This window comes from Streptomyces sp. NBC_01474 (assembly GCF_035918215.1).
Taxonomy (GTDB): Bacteria; Actinomycetota; Actinomycetes; order Streptomycetales; family Streptomycetaceae; genus Streptomyces; species Streptomyces aureus.
The window spans coordinates 4,912,152-4,928,069 of record NZ_CP109449.1 but is presented as its reverse complement, the minus strand read 5'-3'; the positions used below and the strand labels follow the sequence as shown (position 1 = coordinate 4,928,069).

The 15,918-nt window shown below is 67.8% G+C and carries 16 protein-coding genes and 1 tRNA gene; 13 read left to right on the top strand and 4 right to left on the bottom strand.

Features of this window, described 5'->3' with window-relative positions:
- Positions 1 to 77: 77 nt before the first annotated feature.
- Complete coding sequence (locus tag OG758_RS22535) at positions 78 to 1,133, top strand: UDP-N-acetylmuramate dehydrogenase (RefSeq protein WP_326711632.1); 1,056 nt, start codon at positions 78 to 80, stop codon at positions 1,131 to 1,133.
- A 28-nt stretch (positions 1,134 to 1,161) separates the two neighbouring features.
- Here the strand turns inward: OG758_RS22535 and OG758_RS22530 are convergent, their stop codons facing one another.
- The gene (locus OG758_RS22530; protein ID WP_326711631.1) at positions 1,162 to 1,794 is read right to left on the bottom strand and encodes an NAD(P)-dependent oxidoreductase; all 633 of its coding nucleotides are present in this window, start codon (positions 1,792 to 1,794) and stop codon (positions 1,162 to 1,164) included.
- Between the two features lie 88 nt (positions 1,795 to 1,882).
- On the opposite strand from OG758_RS22530, the gene OG758_RS22525 reads away from it, so the two are divergent.
- Positions 1,883 to 2,479 carry a TetR/AcrR family transcriptional regulator gene (locus OG758_RS22525; protein ID WP_326711630.1) on the top strand — a complete coding sequence of 199 codons (597 nt, stop codon included), beginning with the start codon at positions 1,883 to 1,885 and terminating at the stop codon, positions 2,477 to 2,479.
- Positions 2,480 to 2,510: 31 nt separating this feature from the next.
- Positions 2,511 to 3,236, top strand: coding sequence for a DsbA family protein (locus tag OG758_RS22520; RefSeq protein ID WP_326711629.1), 726 nt, complete (start codon positions 2,511 to 2,513; stop codon positions 3,234 to 3,236).
- An 18-nt stretch (positions 3,237 to 3,254) separates the two neighbouring features.
- On the opposite strand, the gene OG758_RS22515 is transcribed toward OG758_RS22520, so the two are convergent.
- Positions 3,255 to 4,283 (bottom strand): adenosine deaminase, encoded by a 1,029-nt coding sequence (locus OG758_RS22515; protein WP_326711628.1) that lies wholly within the window; start codon positions 4,281 to 4,283, stop codon positions 3,255 to 3,257.
- Between the two features lie 151 nt (positions 4,284 to 4,434).
- Positions 4,435 to 5,673 (bottom strand): pyridoxal phosphate-dependent aminotransferase, encoded by a 1,239-nt coding sequence (locus OG758_RS22510; protein ID WP_326711627.1) that lies wholly within the window; start codon positions 5,671 to 5,673, stop codon positions 4,435 to 4,437.
- Positions 5,674 to 5,863: 190 nt separating this feature from the next.
- On the opposite strand from OG758_RS22510, the gene OG758_RS22505 reads away from it, so the two are divergent.
- The 6 genes from OG758_RS22505 (at position 5,864) to OG758_RS22480 (ending at position 9,602) form a co-directional block, all read left to right on the top strand.
- A tRNA-Trp gene (locus OG758_RS22505) sits at positions 5,864 to 5,936 on the top strand.
- Positions 5,937 to 6,045: 109 nt separating this feature from the next.
- Positions 6,046 to 6,333 (top strand): preprotein translocase subunit SecE, encoded by a 288-nt coding sequence (secE, locus tag OG758_RS22500; RefSeq protein WP_100594904.1) that lies wholly within the window; start codon positions 6,046 to 6,048, stop codon positions 6,331 to 6,333.
- A gap of 77 nt (positions 6,334 to 6,410) precedes the next feature.
- Positions 6,411 to 7,319 (top strand): transcription termination/antitermination protein NusG, encoded by a 909-nt coding sequence (gene nusG, locus OG758_RS22495; protein ID WP_326711626.1) that lies wholly within the window; start codon positions 6,411 to 6,413, stop codon positions 7,317 to 7,319.
- A gap of 177 nt (positions 7,320 to 7,496) precedes the next feature.
- Positions 7,497 to 7,931 carry a 50S ribosomal protein L11 gene (rplK, locus tag OG758_RS22490; RefSeq protein ID WP_100594902.1) on the top strand — a complete coding sequence of 145 codons (435 nt, stop codon included), beginning with the start codon at positions 7,497 to 7,499 and terminating at the stop codon, positions 7,929 to 7,931.
- An 82-nt stretch (positions 7,932 to 8,013) separates the two neighbouring features.
- A complete protein-coding gene (rplA, locus tag OG758_RS22485; RefSeq protein ID WP_100594901.1) occupies positions 8,014 to 8,742 on the top strand; it encodes a 50S ribosomal protein L1 in 729 nt (242 codons plus the stop codon).
- Positions 8,743 to 8,882: 140 nt separating this feature from the next.
- Positions 8,883 to 9,602 (top strand): hypothetical protein, encoded by a 720-nt coding sequence (locus tag OG758_RS22480; RefSeq protein WP_326711625.1) that lies wholly within the window; start codon positions 8,883 to 8,885, stop codon positions 9,600 to 9,602.
- Positions 9,603 to 9,624: 22 nt separating this feature from the next.
- Here the strand turns inward: OG758_RS22480 and OG758_RS22475 are convergent, their stop codons facing one another.
- The gene (locus tag OG758_RS22475; protein ID WP_326711624.1) at positions 9,625 to 10,053 is read right to left on the bottom strand and encodes a hypothetical protein; all 429 of its coding nucleotides are present in this window, start codon (positions 10,051 to 10,053) and stop codon (positions 9,625 to 9,627) included.
- Positions 10,054 to 10,140: 87 nt separating this feature from the next.
- Between OG758_RS22475 and OG758_RS22470 the strand changes: the two genes are divergently transcribed.
- From OG758_RS22470 to rpoB, 4 genes are all read left to right on the top strand, one after another.
- Positions 10,141 to 10,422 (top strand): hypothetical protein, encoded by a 282-nt coding sequence (locus OG758_RS22470; protein WP_326711623.1) that lies wholly within the window; start codon positions 10,141 to 10,143, stop codon positions 10,420 to 10,422.
- 278 nt (positions 10,423 to 10,700) lie between these two features.
- On the top strand, positions 10,701 to 11,231 hold the full coding sequence (gene rplJ / locus OG758_RS22465) for a 50S ribosomal protein L10 (RefSeq protein WP_100594899.1): 531 nt from the start codon (positions 10,701 to 10,703) through the stop codon (positions 11,229 to 11,231).
- 111 nt (positions 11,232 to 11,342) lie between these two features.
- Positions 11,343 to 11,726, top strand: coding sequence for a 50S ribosomal protein L7/L12 (rplL, locus tag OG758_RS22460; protein WP_266561204.1), 384 nt, complete (start codon positions 11,343 to 11,345; stop codon positions 11,724 to 11,726).
- A gap of 665 nt (positions 11,727 to 12,391) precedes the next feature.
- Positions 12,392 to 15,877, top strand: coding sequence for a DNA-directed RNA polymerase subunit beta (rpoB, locus tag OG758_RS22455; RefSeq protein WP_100594897.1), 3,486 nt, complete (start codon positions 12,392 to 12,394; stop codon positions 15,875 to 15,877).
- Positions 15,878 to 15,918 lie beyond the last annotated feature (41 nt).

Sequence of the window (15,918 nt, the reverse complement as noted above, 5' to 3'; positions counted from 1 at the left end):
CGGACAAGCAGGACCCCAAGTACGTACGAGAACGGCCCCGCCACGACCGGTGGGGCCGTTCTCGTACTCTTGAGCGCGTGCAGGAACTCCACGACACCCCCCTCGCCCCCCTGACCACCTTCCGCCTCGGCGGCCCCGCAGCACGGCTGCTGACGGCGACGACCGACGACGAGGTGATCGCCGCCGTCCGTGAGGCCGACACGGCGGGCACGCCGCTGCTGATCGTCGGCGGTGGCAGCAACCTGGTCATCGGCGACAAGGGCTTCGCGGGCACGGCCCTGCGGATCGCCACGAAGGACTTCTCGCTCGACGGCACGAGCCTTGAGCTCGCGGCCGGCGAGGTGTGGACCGACGCGGTCGCCCGCACTGTCGAGGCCGGCCTCGCGGGCATCGAGTGCCTCGCCGGAATCCCCGGCTCCGCCGGCGCCACGCCGATCCAGAACGTGGGCGCGTACGGCCAGGAGGTCTCGTCGACGATCACCGAAGTGATCGTGTACGACCGGGAGGCCGGCGAGACGGTCACGATTCCGAACGAGGAGTGCGCGTTCTCGTACCGGCACAGCCGTTTCAAGGCCGATCCCGACCGCTTCGTGGTGCTGCGCGTGCGGTTCGGCCTCGAGGACGCGGCCGGCATGAGTGCCCCCATCAAGTACCCCGAGACGGCCCGCACCCTCGGCGTCGAGGCGGGCGACCGGGTCCCCGCGGCTCTCGCCCGCGAGACGGTCCTGAAGCTGCGCGCGGGCAAGGGCATGGTGCTCGACCCCGAGGACCACGACACCTGGTCGGCAGGGTCGTTCTTCACCAACCCGATCCTCACCGAGGAGGAGTTCGCCGCCTTCCACGCGCGCGTGGCGAACCGTCTCGGCCCCGACACCGCCCCGCCCGCCTTCCCGGCCGGCGAGGCCCGCGTGAAGACCTCGGCGGCCTGGCTCATCGACAAGGCGGGCTTCACCAAGGGCTACGGCAGCGGCCCCGCCCGTATCTCCACCAAGCACACGCTCGCGCTCACCAACCGCGGCGAGGCGACCACCGACGACCTCCTCGCGCTCGCCCGCGAGGTCGTGGCCGGCGTCCACGACGCCTTCGGCGTGACGCTGGTCAACGAGCCGGTCACGGTGGGCGTGTCCCTCTGACCCGCTCTCTGACCCGTCCGGGGACCCGTTAGTAGGCGACCCCCACGCCCTGCTTCACCGTCGCGGGGTCGTCGATCATCGCCAGCATCGCGTGGGCCACGTCGGCCCGCGAGATGCTCCGGCCGCTGCGCGGATTCCCGCCGACCACGGTCCGGTACGTGCCCGTGAGCGGCTTGTTCGTGAGCTTCGGCGGGCGTACGGAGGTCCAGTCGGTGGCGCTGGCCGCGAGCTCGCCCTCCATGGCCCGCAGATCGTCGTAGACGGGCTTGAGCAGCGAGTTGATGACGCCGATCATGGCGCGGTCGACGAGCGGTGAGCGCTCGGGCTCGGGGCCGACCGGCGCCGCGCTCACGACGAGCAGACGCCGTACGCCCTCGGCCTCCGCCGCACCCAGAACCGACCGGGTCAGCTCGGCCGCGATGCCCGCGTCGGCGCGCCTGCGGGCGCCGAGCCCGGACAGGACCGCGTCGCGCCCGGCGACCGCGGGGCGCAGCGCCGCGGGGTCCCGCACATCCGCCCGGAACACCTCCAGGCCCGCGCCCGTCACCGTGAACCGCGCGGGGTCACGGACCACCGCGGTGACCTGATGGCCCGATGCCAGTGCCTGCCGGACGATCTCCTGGCCGATACCGCCGGTCGCTCCGAAAACAGTGATCCTCATGGCACACCCTCCTAGGGTGGGTAAGTGTTCACTCACCCCCTAGAGTGAGTGGATACTCACCTGCTCGTCAAGCTCGGTTGGAGCCCGCATGCATCAGAAGCCGGCCCGGGTCCGCATCGTCGACGCCGCCCATGAACTCATGCTGAGCATCGGTCTCGCCCGTGCCACCACCAAGGAGATCGCCAAGGCGGCGGACTGTTCGGAAGCGGCGCTCTACAAGTACTTCGCGAACAAGGAAGAGCTGTTCGTGACCGTTCTCAGCGAGCGGCTGCCCAAGCTCGGACCGCTCCTGAGCGAGCTGTCCAAGGAGCCGGGCGCGAAGAGCGTCGAGGAGAACCTCACGGAGATCGCCCGCGAGGCCGCCCTCTTCTACGAGCAGACCTTCCCGATGGCCGCCTCCCTGTACGCGGAACCCCAGCTCAAGCGCCGTCACGAGGAGGCGCTGCGGGAGATGGGCACGGGCCCCCACCGCCCGATCCAGGGCCTGAACGCCTACCTCAGATCCGAGCAGGACGCGGGCCGCGTCAGCCGCGACGCCGACACCTACGCCGCCGCGTCCCTCCTCCTCGGAGCCTGCGCCCAGCGCGCGTTCGCGTACGACATGGCCCCCGACCGCAAGCCCCCGCAGCCGCTGGACGAGTTCGCCGCGGGCCTCGCCCGCACCCTGCTCACAGGGATCGCATAGAGTTCCCGTTCCTTCTGGGGAGGGCAAGATCATGCTGCGTGGAAGAGGGCGCCGGGGCGCCATATCGGTGCTGGTGGCGGCGCTGACGGGCGTGCTCGCCGTGGGGTGCGGCCGGGGAACGTCCGGCGGGGACGCGGCCGTCGACAAGAAGCCCGATCGGTACGCGAGTTCCGAGCAACTGCCCGAACACCTCGCGGCCGACGGCACGACGGTCGTCGTCGGGTCATCGAAGGCGGACACCGTCGTACGGCTCTACGAGGACCTGCGCTGCCCCGTCTGCCGTGACTTCGAGGAGGACGGCGGCGCCGGCGCGCTGCGGAAGATGACCCTCCACGGCGAGGTCAGGACCGAGTACACCCTGGCGTCGTTCCTCGACGACCGGCTGGGCGGCAAGGGCTCGAAGAAGGCGGCCAACGCGCTGCGGGCCGCCCTGGAACAGGGGAAGTTCGTCGAGTACCACGACCTCCTCTTCCAGGAGCAGCCCGACGAGGCCGTCGACGGCTACACCGACGCTTTCCTGCTTCGCACGGCCTCGCGAGTGAAGGGCCTGCGCGGCGCCGGGTTCGACGCGGCGGTGAAGGGCATGAAGTACCGCTCCTTCGTCACCGCCTCGGAGAAGGCCTACGAGGCCGGCAAGGCGCCCGGCACCCCGTCCTTCGCGGTGAACGGCACCCTCCTCAAGGAGGACCGGCGGAACCTGATGTTCGACCCCGAGTACGTTCCGCTGGCGGTCGGGACGTCGGCCCTGCCGGAGTGACAGACGCACCGGCCCTGATCAGGGGGTGGTGGCCAGCCAGTCGTCGACCCCTGACAGCAGCTTCGCCTTGATGTCCTGCGGCGCCGCCGAGCCGCGCACCGACTGCCGTGCCAGCTCGGCCAGTTCGGCGTCGTCGAAGTCGTGGTGACGGCGCGCGATCTCGTACTGGGCGGCCAGACGCGAGCCGAACAGGAGCGGGTCGTCGGCGCCGAGCGCCATCGGCACCCCGGCCTCGAACAAAGTGCGCAGGGGTACGTCTTCGGGCTTCTCGTAGACGCCGAGCGCGACATTGGAGGCGGGACAGACCTCGCAGGTCACCCCCCGGTCCGCGAGCCGCTTCAGCAGCCGGGGGTCCTCGGCGGCCCGCACTCCGTGCCCGATCCGCGTCGCCTCCAGGTCGTCCAGGCAGTCGCGTACGGAGGCGGGCCCGGTCAGCTCGCCGCCGTGCGGCGCGGCAAGGAGGCCGCCCTCCCTGGCGATGGCGAACGCGCGGTCGAAGTCCCGCGCCATGCCCCGCCGTTCGTCGTTGGAGAGCCCGAAGCCGACGATGCCGCGGTCCGCGTACCGCACGGCGAGGCGGGCCAGCGTGCGCGCGTCCAGCGGATGCTTCATACGGTTGGCGGCCACCAGGACCCGCATGCCGAGACCCGTGTCGCGGGAGGCGGTCTCGACGGCGTCCAGGATGACTTCCAGGGCCGGGATCAGGCCCCCGAGCCGCGGCGCGTACGACGTCGGGTCGACCTGGATCTCCAGCCACCCCGACCCGTCCGCGAGATCCTCCTCCGCGGCCTCGCGCACCAGCCGCTGAATGTCCTCGGGCTCGCGCAGGCAGGACCGCGCGGCGTCGTACAGCCGCTGGAAACGGAACCAGCCGCGCTCGTCGGTGGCCCGCAGTTTCGGCGGCTCGGCCCCGGTCAGGGCGTCGGGCAGCCTGACGCCGTACTTGTCGGCGAGTTCGAGCAGGGTCGTAGGCCGCATCGACCCGGTGAAGTGCAGATGAAGATGGGCCTTGGGCAGCTGCCTTACATCACGTGGTACACGCTCCATTCGAGGATCTTGCCGCACACACCCGCCGCCCGGGAAGCGGCTTTCCCTCTTCGTGGCCTTGTCCGAACGAAAATCCGAACCGAGGATCCGGACGAAAAAACGGGCCGCCCCCGGGAACCCCGGAGACGGCCCGCATCACGCGGAAGACGCGTCAGTCACGCGCCTCGGCGAGCAGCTTCTGAATCCGCGAGACACCCTCGGCCAGGTCCTCGTCGCCCAGGGCGTACGACAGACGCAGGTAGCCCGGCGTGCCGAAGGCCTCACCCGGGACGACCGCGACCTCGGACTCCTCCAGGATCAGCGCGGCCAGCTCGACGGAGTCCTGCGGACGCTTGCCGCGGATCTCCTTGCCGAGCAGCTCCTTCACCGACGGGTACGCGTAGAAGGCGCCCTCGGGCTCGGGGCAGAACACGCCGTCGATCTCGTTCAGCATGCGCACGATGGTCTTGCGGCGGCGGTCGAAGGCCTCGCGCATCTTCGCGACGGCCGTCAGGTCGCCGGACACGGCGGCGAGCGCGGCGATCTGCGCGACGTTCGACACGTTCGACGTGGCGTGCGACTGCAGGTTGGTCGCGGCCTTCACGACGTCCTTCGGGCCGATGATCCACCCGACGCGCCAGCCGGTCATCGCGTACGTCTTGGCGACGCCGTTCACGACGATGCACTTGTCGCGCAGCTCGGGCAGGAGCGCCGGGAGGGACGTGAACTTGGCGTCCCCGTAGACCAGGTGCTCGTAGATCTCGTCCGTGAGAACCCACAGGCCGTGCTCGACGGCCCAGCGGCCGATCGCCTCGGCGTCGGCCTCGCTGTAGACCGCGCCCGTCGGGTTCGACGGCGACACGAACAGGACGACCTTGGTGCGCTCGGTGCGCGCCGCCTCCAGCTGCTCCACGGAGACGCGGTACCCGGTCGTCTCGTCGGCCACGACCTCGACCGGGACACCACCGGCGAGACGGATCGATTCGGGGTACGTCGTCCAGTACGGCGCCGGGACGATGACCTCGTCGCCCGGGTCGAGGATCGCGGCGAAGGCCTCGTAGATGGCCTGCTTGCCGCCGTTGGTGACCAGCACCTGCGAGGGGTCGACCTCGTAGCCGGAGTCGCGCAGCGTCTTCGCGGCGATCGCGGCCTTCAGCTCGGGCAGACCACCGGCGGGCGTGTACCGGTGGTACTTCGGGTTCTTGCAGGCCTCGATGGCCGCTTCGACGATGTAGTCCGGGGTCGGGAAGTCGGGCTCGCCCGCGCCGAAACCGATGACCGGACGCCCAGCGGCCTTTAGGGCCTTGGCCTTGGCGTCGACGGCGAGGGTCGCGGACTCGGAGATCGCGCCGATGCGGGCGGAGACCCGGCGCTCGGTGGGCGAAGAGGAAGGAGTAGCAGCAGCGCTCATAACCCCATCGTTCCAGACCGGAAACCCGGCCGGCACACGGGTTTCACGGACGATCAACGACTGGCCCGCTTCTTTCTGTTCGACGGAGGGCCGCGGAACACGTACACTCACTGCTCGTTGGCCTTCACCGGCCGCTCTCTTCCGGCGTACGACGTGCAATCGGAAGGATGCGGTACGTTGGGGCAGACAAAGGGTCGTAGCTCAATTGGTAGAGCACTGGTCTCCAAAACCAGCGGTTGGGGGTTCAAGTCCCTCCGGCCCTGCTACACACTCCTTCGCCAGGACGTGTGCGCATGTACGTACTGCAAATGCACCGCCGTGCGGCTCAACCGGGCGCGGCACGGCCACGACCCGGAATTCAGGTGAGGACGCGTGACGGACGCCGTGGGCTCCATCGACATGCCTGATGCCCAGGATGAGGCGCCGGAGTCCCAGAAGAAGCCCCGTAAGGGTGGCAAGCGCGGAAAGAAGGGCCCCTTCGGCCGTCTCGCGCTCTTCTACCGCCAGATCGTCGCGGAGCTCCGCAAGGTTGTCTGGCCGACTCGCAACCAGCTCACCACGTACACCAGTGTGGTGATTGTGTTCGTCGTCATCATGATCGGTCTGGTGACCGTGATTGACTATGGCTTCAACCACGCCGTCAAGTACATCTTCGGCTGAGCCGATAGCGAAGGGCGCCGTACCCGGCGCCCCTTTCGCGTGTTCCACCCCTATGTATCCAGGAAGAAGCAGCCACAGTGTCTGACCCGAACCTGAACGAGGCGATCGAGCCCGTCGAGTCCGTTGAGGACGAGCTCGACATTGTCGAGGCGGCGGACGCCGAGAACGCCGAGGACACGGTCCAGGCCGAGGCTGCCGACGAGGCAGCCACTGAGGCTGACGAGCACGCCGAGGACGAGGTCGAAGCCGCCGAGGAGTCCCTCGAGGACGACGCCGAGGACGACGCCGCCGAGCTGTCCGACGAGGACGCCCCCGAGGCCGAGGTCGACGAGGAGTCCGTCGAGGAAGTCGCCGAGGAGTCCGAGCCGGTCGACCCGATCGTCGCCCTGCGCGAGGAACTGCGCACGCTGCCCGGCGAGTGGTACGTCATCCACACGTACGCCGGTTACGAGAACCGCGTGAAGACCAACCTCGAGCAGCGCGCCGTCTCGCTGAACGTCGAGGACTTCATCTTCCAGGCCGAGGTGCCGCAGGAAGAGGTCGCGCAGATCAAGAACGGCGAGCGCAAGACCGTCCGTCAGAACAAGCTCCCCGGCTACGTGCTGGTGCGCATGGACCTGACGAACGAGTCCTGGGGCGTCGTCCGCAACACCCCCGGCGTCACCGGCTTCGTGGGCAACGCCTACGACCCGTACCCGCTGACCCTCGACGAGATCGTCAAGATGCTCGCCCCGGAGGCCGAGGAGAAGGCAGCCCGTGAGGCCGCCGAGGCCGAGGGCAGGCCGGCTCCCTCCCGCAAGGTCGAGGTCCAGGTCCTGGACTTCGAGGTCGGCGACTCGGTCACCGTCACCGACGGCCCGTTCGCGACGCTGCAGGCAACGATCAACGAGATCAACGCCGACTCGAAGAAGGTCAAGGGCCTCGTCGAGATCTTCGGCCGCGAGACTCCGGTCGAGCTCAGCTTCGACCAGATCCAGAAGAACTAGCCCCTTCCGGCACCTTCTGGAACAAGTACTTCCGAACAGGTCAGACGGGCTCTCAAAGCCGGTCTGACCTGCTCGGTTTTTAGCTGCACATGGATACCCGTTATCGTTGTGCGGTATGCCTCCATCCGGATGACCGGGTGGTCGGCTGAAAACTCTCACTAGGACCCGGAGAGAGCAATGCCTCCCAAGAAGAAGAAGGTCACGGGGCTTATCAAGCTCCAGATCCAGGCCGGTGCCGCCAACCCGGCCCCGCCGGTTGGTCCCGCGCTGGGCCAGCACGGCGTCAACATCATGGAGTTCTGCAAGGCCTACAACGCCGCGACCGAGTCGCAGCGTGGCTGGGTCATCCCGGTGGAGATCACGGTCTACGAAGACCGCTCCTTCACCTTCATCACCAAGACGCCCCCGGCCGCCAAGATGATCCTCAAGGCCGCGGGCATCGAGAAGGGCTCCGGCGAGCCTCACAAGACCAAGGTCGCGAAGATCACCGACGCGCAGGTCCGCGAGATCGCCACCACCAAGATGGCCGACCTGAACGCCAACGACCTGGACGCCGCCGCGAAGATCATCGCCGGTACCGCGCGTTCCATGGGCGTCACGGTCGAGGGCTGATCCTCACCCCGTTTGACCTTTCAGTGGTAGGGCCAGCGCTGGTCCGCACCACGAACTCCATACCTGAACTCCAGGAGTAGAAGTGAAGCGCAGCAAGACTCTCCGCGCTGCGGACGCGAAGATCGACCGGGACAAGCTCTACGCCCCGCTCGAGGCCGTCCGTATCGCCAAGGAGACCTCCGCGACGAAGTTCGACGGCACCGTCGAGGTCGCCATGCGTCTGGGTGTCGACCCGCGCAAGGCCGACCAGATGGTCCGTGGCACCGTGAACCTCCCGCACGGCACCGGCAAGACCGCCCGGGTCCTGGTCTTCGCGACCGGTGACCGTGCTGCGGCCGCGGAAGCCGCTGGCGCCGACATCGTCGGCTCCGACGAGCTCATCGACGAGATCTCCAAGGGCAACCGCCTCAACGAGTTCGACGCCGTTGTCGCCACCCCGGACCTCATGGGCAAGGTCGGCCGCCTCGGCCGCGTGCTCGGCCCCCGTGGCCTCATGCCTAACCCGAAGACGGGCACGGTGACCCCGGACGTGGTCAAGGCCGTGAACGAGATCAAGGGCGGCAAGATCGAGTTCCGCGTCGACAAGCACTCGAACCTCCACTTCATCATCGGCAAGGTGTCCTTCGACGACACCCAGCTGGTGGAGAACTACGGCGCGGCCCTGGACGAGATCCTTCGTCTGAAGCCGTCCGCCGCCAAGGGTCGCTACATCAAGAAGGCCGCCATCGCCACCACGATGGGCCCCGGCGTTCCGCTCGACCCGAACCGCACCCGCAACCTCCTCGTCGAGGAGGACCCGGCTGCGGTCTGAGCCTGACAGCTCAGCCAAGTCGGCTCGGGCCCCGCACCTTTCGAGGTGCGGGGCCCGTTCCCGTTTTTCCGCTAACCGCTCCGGGCGCGGGTGCGCTCCGCTAGCGTGCGGGGTCGACCTGGGGCTCGGCGGGGGAGCGTATGAACGGCAGGACATGGGTGCGGCACGCGACGGTCTGCCTGGCGATGGCCGGCCTGGCGTCCTGCGGCACGCACGAGGCGCCCAAGCGCGACGAGGGTGTCACCGGGGCGCTGAAGGCCGCACGCTCCGAGGTCGCCGCCGCCGGGTCCGCGAGGATCGAGGCGACGAGCAGTACGGGCACCAGCCTGTCCTCGCGGAGCGTGGGCGTCCTGCGCTGGTCGGGTGGGCTGCGCGGCACTCTGAGGGTGACCACGACCGGCGGCTCGATGGCCTCGACGACCCGGCTCATGGGCGGCTCCCCGTCCCAGTCACGCTTCCTGCCGGATGCGTACTACACGCGGATGACCGACAAGTTCGCCGCGCTGTCGGACGGCAAGCACTGGATCAGATACCCGTACGTCTCCGGGGCCGACCTCTCGCCGGCGGCTTCCCTCAGGCTGCTGCTGTCCTCGGGGAACGCGCGCGAGGTGGGCCCGGAGACCGTGCGCGGCGTCCGCGCGACGCATTACACGGGCTCGGCCCACGGGCAGCGCGTCGACGTGTGGATCGACCGCGGCCACCTCCTGGTCAAGCGCGTACAGCGGGCCGATACGGCCTCCGGCGCCTTCTCCGGGACGGTGCATTACGGCGACTACGGCGCCCGGGCCTCGGCCGAGCGCCCGCCGGCACGGGACACGGTCGACTTCAAGGACGTCGTCAATCGAAAGCCCGCCGCCTGAGCCCTCGGCATCGTGCGCCCACCTACGTGTATCGATCGTCTGTTCCTAGGGGTGGGGTCGTGACAGTGAACAGAGCGGCGGGGGCCGTGCTGGCCGCCGCCGTCCGCGACGCCACGGAGAACGGGGAGCCGCTGACGTCGTTCGGCTGCCGGATGACCGGCGAGGTCCCCGGCTCGGGCCGGATCGACGGCGAGGCCGCGATCAGCGTGAAGCCGATGGCGATGCGGATGAGGATGACCTCGCTCGACCAGGGCTCCGACGGCGCCCTCGAGATGCGCGTCACCGGCGGCGCCCTGTACATGGGTGGCGGCAAGGGCGCGGCCAAGGAGACGGACGGCAGGAGCTGGCTCAAGTTCGACATCTCCGGGCCCGCGTCGCAGGAGGCCGCGGCGACGAACCCGCCGGCCGGCCAGGCGGACCAGAACCCGGCCGAGCAGGTCACGTTCCTCAACGGCTCCAAGGACCACGAGCGCGTCGGCGAGGAGACCGTGGGGGCGAGAAGACCGCGTACTACAAGGGCACCGTCACGCTCGACCAGATGCGCGAGAGCTACCAGGACGAGGACGCGGCCACCAGGAAGCGCCGTGACAAGAACCTCTCGATGTACGAGGGCCTGGGCGTCGACAAGCTCGCGGTGGACCTGTGGATCGACCAGGACGACCGCACCAGGCGCTTCCGTACCCGCGGCGCGGCGGACAAGGGCCGCTTCGACCTGACGATGACCTTCTTCGACTACGACAAGCCGGTCACCGTACGGGCTCCGGCCGCCAAGGACGTGGTGGATCCGGCGCAGATGATGAAGGGCGCGACCAGCGGTTGAGCGCCCCGGCGGGGCCCGGCAAGAGCGGATTTGCCTGAGGCGGACCCCGTCACGTAATCTCCTTGAGAAGCCAAAGACCGCTGGTCGTTGCCGTGCCCTCGCAAGAGGAACCGGTGACCGAAGGATCTGCTGAAAGCGGACGACCTGCGCAGGTGACTGTGGAAAGTTCCCGGGACTCGTTCCGGTCGAGCTAAGCCCCGTGCGCCTGCGCCGGGGCGTTTTGTTTTGTACAGCCCCTTCTGAGCGGTCCTCATCACCCGGAAGGAGGCCGACGCTCTATGCCGACGCCCGACAAGGCTGCCGCGGTAGCCGAGCTCACGGACAAGTTCCGCAGCTCGAACGCCGCCGTGCTGACCGAGTACCGGGGTCTCACCGTGGCCCAGCTCAAGCAGCTGCGCCGTTCCCTCGGTGAGAACTCCGAGTACGCCGTGGTGAAGAACACGCTGACCAAGATCGCGGCCAACGAGGCCGGGATCAACACGCTGGACGACCTGTTCACGGGTCCGACAGCGGTTGCCTTCGTCACCGGTGACCCGGTGGAGTCGGCGAAGGGTCTTCGTGACTTCGCCAAGGACAACCCCAACCTCATCATCAAGGGCGGTGTCCTTGACGGTAAGGCGCTGTCCGCCGATGAGATCAAGAAGCTCGCGGACCTCGAGTCCCGCGAGGTTCTGCTCGCCAAGCTGGCGGGTGCCATGAAGGGCAAGCAGACTCAGGCTGCTCAGGTCTTCCAGGCGCTCCCGTCGAAGTTCGTCCGCACTGCGGAGGCACTTCGCGTCAAGCGCGACGAGCAGGGCGGTGCCGAGTAACTCGGCTCGCGCATTGACCGTCGCCCACTAGGGAGACGGTCGCAGCGGGCCGAACGTACGCCCGCCGACATTTACATCCGGCACCTGCCGAATTAGTGGAAGGACGCCATCATGGCGAAGCTGTCCCAGGACGACCTGCTCGCGCAGTTCGAAGAGATGACCCTCATCGAGCTCTCCGAGTTCGTGAAGGCCTTCGAGGAGAAGTTCGACGTCACCGCCGCCGCGGCCGTCGCCGTTGCCGGCCCGGCCGGCCCGGGTGCCGCCGCTGAGGCCGTCGAGGAGCAGGACGAGTTCGACGTCATCCTCACCGGCGCCGGCGAGAAGAAGATCCAGGTCATCAAGGTCGTGCGCGAGCTCACCTCCCTCGGCCTCAAGGAGGCCAAGGACCTCGTCGACGGCGCCCCGAAGCCCGTCCTCGAGAAGGTCGCGAAGGACGCCGCGGAGAAGGCTGCCGAGTCCCTCAAGGGCGCCGGCGCCTCCGTCGAGGTCAAGTGACCTCGGGAGTCTGCTGACTCCTTGCTGAGCGGCTCTCGCGTAGGGCTGTAACGCGAACGTACTGAAGGGCGATCACCCAACTGGGTGGTCGCCCTTCAGGCTTTCCTGACGGCCGCTGGCGCTCCAGCTTCGGCTGCCTTGCACTGACGGTCCCGACGAGTATGGTGATCTTCGTTGTGCCTGGAGCCGGCGCCTGGAGCGGGGGCCTGCTGGTGAGTGCGGAGGTCGGGGCAGCCCTGTTCGTACAGGAGGGGGCCTTGACGAACCGCACGCAGCGCGCAATTCTCAGGACGCGTCGTCACAACGATCCGGATCCGAGGCATGGATCGGCGACGAAGAGGGCAGTAAGGATGTGCGTGCCACGAGTGACGTGGTGACGTGTTGCAGCTGTTGAGAACAACGAGGGTCTGACGAGGGTCGTTGAGGACAACGAGGGTCTCAAAAAACCCGCACTGGACATCAGTGAGCCAAGTGGCTACACTGACCCTTTGCGCTGCCTGTTAGCTGCTCCCTGCCCGTCACCAGGGGCATGCCCTCGCTCCAGCACCGTGGACTGAAGTCCTCCTGACCTGGCCCTCACGGGTCGATTCGGGAAGCTTCCGCCTCCGTGCCAGCTTGGGACCGGTACGCGCGTAGTGAGTCCGAGCCCTCGGAAGGACCCCCTCTTGGCCGCCTCGCGCACTGCCTCGACCGCGAATACGAACAACGGCGCCAGCACCGCCCCGCTGCGCATTTCCTTTGCAAAGATCAAGGAGCCCCTCGAGGTTCCGAACCTTCTTGCGCTGCAGACCGAAAGCTTCGACTGGCTGCTCGGCAACGACGCGTGGAAGGCTCGTGTCGAGGCGGCTCTTGAAAGCGGACAGGACGTCCCCAGGAAGTCCGGTCTGGAGGAGATCTTCGAGGAGATCTCTCCGATCGAGGACTTCTCCGGGTCGATGTCGCTGACGTTCCGCGACCACCGCTTCGAGCCGCCGAAGAACTCGATCGACGAGTGCAAGGAGCGCGACTTCACGTTCGGCGCCCCGCTCTTCGTCACCGCCGAGTTCACCAACAACGAGACCGGCGAGATCAAGTCCCAGACGGTCTTCATGGGCGACTTCCCGCTCATGACCAACAAGGGCACCTTCGTCATCAACGGCACCGAGCGTGTCGTCGTGTCGCAGCTCGTCCGCTCGCCGGGCGTCTACTTCGACTCCTCGATCGACAAGACGTCCGACAAGGACATCTTCTCGGCCAAGGTCATCCCGTCCCGGGGTGCCTGGCTCGAGATGGAGATCGACAAGCGCGACATGGTCGGTGTCCGCATCGACCGCAAGCGCAAGCAGTCCGTCACCGTTCTCCTGAAGGCTCTCGGTTGGACGACCGAGCAGATCCTCGAGGAGTTCGGCGAGTACGAGTCCATGCGCGCCACCCTGGAGAAGGACCACACCCAGGGCCAGGACGACGCGCTCCTCGACATCTACCGCAAGCTGCGTCCGGGCGAGCCGCCGACCCGTGAGGCCGCGCAGACGCTGCTCGAGAACCTCTACTTCAACCCGAAGCGCTACGACCTCGCGAAGGTCGGCCGCTACAAGGTCAACAAGAAGCTGGGCGGCGAAGCCCCGCTGGACGCCGGCGTCCTGACCGTCGAGGACATCATCTCGTCGATCAAGTACCTGGTGAAGCTGCACGCCGGTGAGACCGAGACCGTTGGCGACAGCGGTGTATCGATTGTCGTCGAGACCGACGACATCGACCACTTCGGCAACCGTCGTCTGCGTAACGTCGGCGAACTCATCCAGAACCAGGTCCGCACGGGTCTGGCTCGTATGGAGCGCGTCGTCCGCGAGCGCATGACGACTCAGGACGTCGAGGCGATCACGCCGCAGACCCTGATCAACATCCGGCCGGTCGTCGCCTCCATCAAGGAGTTCTTCGGCACCAGCCAGCTGTCGCAGTTCATGGACCAGAACAACCCGCTGTCGGGTCTCACCCACAAGCGCCGCCTGTCGGCTCTTGGCCCGGGTGGTCTCTCCCGTGAGCGGGCCGGCTTCGAGGTCCGTGACGTGCACCCGTCTCACTACGGCCGCATGTGCCCGATCGAGACGCCTGAAGGCCCGAACATCGGTCTGATCGGTTCGCTGGCTTCCTACGGTCGCGTCAACGCGTTCGGCTTCGTCGAGACGCCGTACCGCAAGGTCGTCGAGGGCGTCGTCACCGACGACGTCGACTACCTGACCGCGGACGAGGAAGACCGCTTCGTGATCGCCCAGGCCAACGCCGGCCTCGGCGAGGACATGCGGTTCACCGAGAACCGCGTCCTGGTCCGCCGCCGTGGCGGCGAGATCGACTACATCCCGGGCGACGACGTCGACTACATGGACGTCTCGCCGCGCCAGATGGTGTCGGTCGCGACCGCGATGATCCCGTTCCTCGAGCACGACGACGCCAACCGTGCCCTCATGGGCGCGAACATGATGCGTCAGGCCGTTCCGCTCATCAAGTCCGAGGCGCCGCTCGTCGGCACGGGCATGGAGTACCGCTGCGCCACTGACGCGGGCGACGTGCTCAAGGCGGAGAAGGACGGTGTGGTCCAGGAGGTTTCCGCGGACTACATCACCACCGCCAACGACGACGGCACGTACACCACGTACCGCCTCGCGAAGTTCTCGCGCTCCAACCAGGGCACCTCCGTCAACCAGAAGGTTGTCGTGGACGAGGGCGCCCGCGTGATCGAGGGCCAGGTCCTGGCCGACGGTCCCGCGACCGAGAACGGCGAGATGGCGCTCGGCAAGAACCTGCTCGTGGCGTTCATGCCGTGGGAGGGTCACAACTACGAGGACGCGATCATCCTGTCGCAGCGCCTCGTGCAGGACGACGTCCTCTCCTCGATCCACATCGAGGAGCACGAGGTCGACGCCCGTGACACCAAGCTCGGCCCGGAGGAGATCACCCGGGACATCCCGAACGTCTCCGAAGAGGTCCTCGCCGACCTCGACGAGCGCGGCATCATCCGTATCGGTGCCGAGGTCGTCGCCGGCGACATCCTCGTCGGCAAGGTCACGCCCAAGGGTGAGACCGAGCTGACGCCCGAGGAGCGCCTGCTCCGCGCGATCTTCGGTGAGAAGGCGCGCGAGGTGCGCGACACCTCGCTGAAGGTGCCGCACGGTGAGATCGGCAAGGTCATCGGCGTCCGCGTCTTCGACCGTGAAGAGGGCGACGAGCTGCCGCCGGGCGTGAACCAGCTGGTTCGTGTCTACGTGGCGCAGAAGCGCAAGATCACGGACGGTGACAAGCTCGCCGGCCGTCACGGCAACAAGGGTGTTATCTCGAAGATCCTTCCGATCGAGGACATGCCGTTCCTCGAGGACGGAACTCCGGTCGACATCATCCTCAACCCGCTGGGTGTGCCGTCCCGAATGAACCCGGGACAGGTCCTGGAGATCCACCTCGGCTGGCTCGCCAGCCGCGGCTGGGACGTCTCCGGCCTCGGTGACGAGTGGGCCCAGCGCCTGCAGGCCATCGGTGCCGACCAGGTCGCCCCCGGTACCAACGTCGCGACCCCGGTCTTCGACGGTGCCCGTGAGGACGAGATCTCCGGTCTCTTCGAGGCCACGATCCCGAACCGCGACGGTGACCGTCTGGTCCAGCCGTCCGGCAAGGCCAACCTGTTCGACGGCCGCTCCGGCGAGCCGTTCCCGGACCCGATCTCGATCGGGTACATGTACATCCTCAAGCTGCACCACCTGGTCGACGACAAGCTCCACGCCCGTTCGACCGGTCCGTACTCCATGATCACCCAGCAGCCGCTGGGTGGTAAGGCTCAGTTCGGTGGCCAGCGATTCGGTGAGATGGAGGTGTGGGCGCTTGAGGCTTACGGTGCCGCTTACGCCCTCCAGGAGCTCCTGACGATCAAGTCCGACGACGTGACCGGCCGCGTGAAGGTCTACGAGGCCATCGTCAAGGGCGAGAACATTCCCGAGCCGGGCATTCCCGAGTCCTTCAAGGTGCTCATCAAGGAAATGCAGTCGCTCTGCCTCAACGTGGAGGTGCTGTCCTCGGACGGCATGTCCATCGAGATGCGCGACACCGACGAGGACGTCTTCCGTGCGGCGGAGGAGCTCGGTATCGACCTGTCCCGGCGCGAGCCGAGCAGCGTCGAAGAGGTCTGACGGGCCTGGTCGGGGGCTCCCACAAGGAGCCCCCGGCCATC

Excerpts from the sequence above, each read along its gene's own strand:
- OG758_RS22515 (WP_326711628.1), bottom strand. The coding sequence starts at position 4,283 with ATGGAGCGTGTACCACGTGATGTAAGGCAGCTGCCCAAGGCCCATCTT.
- rplK (WP_100594902.1), top strand. The coding sequence starts at position 7,497 with ATGCCTCCCAAGAAGAAGAAGGTCACGGGGCTTATCAAGCTCCAGATC.
- OG758_RS22530 (WP_326711631.1), bottom strand. The coding sequence starts at position 1,794 with ATGAGGATCACTGTTTTCGGAGCGACCGGCGGTATCGGCCAGGAGATC.
- OG758_RS22525 (WP_326711630.1), top strand. The coding sequence starts at position 1,883 with ATGCATCAGAAGCCGGCCCGGGTCCGCATCGTCGACGCCGCCCATGAA.
- OG758_RS22470 (WP_326711623.1), top strand. The coding sequence starts at position 10,141 with ATGCGCGAGAGCTACCAGGACGAGGACGCGGCCACCAGGAAGCGCCGT.
- rplJ (WP_100594899.1), top strand. The coding sequence starts at position 10,701 with ATGCCGACGCCCGACAAGGCTGCCGCGGTAGCCGAGCTCACGGACAAG.
- OG758_RS22510 (WP_326711627.1), bottom strand. The coding sequence starts at position 5,673 with ATGAGCGCTGCTGCTACTCCTTCCTCTTCGCCCACCGAGCGCCGGGTC.
- OG758_RS22480 (WP_326711625.1), top strand. The coding sequence starts at position 8,883 with ATGAACGGCAGGACATGGGTGCGGCACGCGACGGTCTGCCTGGCGATG.
- OG758_RS22520 (WP_326711629.1), top strand. The coding sequence starts at position 2,511 with ATGCTGCGTGGAAGAGGGCGCCGGGGCGCCATATCGGTGCTGGTGGCG.
- rplL (WP_266561204.1), top strand. The coding sequence starts at position 11,343 with ATGGCGAAGCTGTCCCAGGACGACCTGCTCGCGCAGTTCGAAGAGATG.